The organism is Thauera phenylacetica B4P (assembly GCF_000310225.1).
Classification (GTDB): domain Bacteria; phylum Pseudomonadota; class Gammaproteobacteria; order Burkholderiales; family Rhodocyclaceae; genus Thauera; species Thauera phenylacetica.
In genome coordinates this window covers 1-391 of the sequence record NZ_AMXF01000625.1, presented here as the reverse complement: position 1 = coordinate 391, position 391 = coordinate 1, and the positions used below count along the sequence as shown (strand labels likewise).

Genomic DNA, 391 nt, shown 5'->3' with positions numbered 1-391 from the left:
CGCGCCGCCACCAACGCCCGCAAACGCAAATCCGCACGGAGTCCCGCATGAAGACCGACCACCCGCCGTCCGGGCTGCTGCGCGGCCTGGACCTGCTCATCGACGCCGACTGGACGCCCGAGCAGGCCCGGGCCGTGATCGAGCTGCTCGACGATCTGCGCGAGCGCATCTGGGCGCACTACGAGCTCGCCCTGTTCGAGCACTACCGCCAGGACCGCCTCACGCAGGCCGAGCTGCCGTTCGACGATCCGTCGTTCTGATCGAGCCCCGCCCCCCAGCACAACGAGGGCCGACGCGCGCGGCCCTCGTGCCGTTTACGGCGCCGCCGGCGCCCACTCGACGACGCCGTTTAACGACGCCAGATTTGTGCGGAATCAGGGAGCCGGCAACA

At 70.3% G+C, this 391-nt stretch carries 1 protein-coding gene; it reads left to right on the top strand.

Going from position 1 to position 391, the window contains the following annotated elements; all coding sequences use genetic code 11:
* Positions 1 to 47 precede the first annotated feature (47 nt).
* Positions 48 to 260, top strand: coding sequence for a hypothetical protein (locus tag C667_RS24015; RefSeq protein ID WP_004359146.1), 213 nt, complete (start codon positions 48 to 50; stop codon positions 258 to 260).
* The last annotated feature ends 131 nt before the right edge of the window (positions 261 to 391 follow it).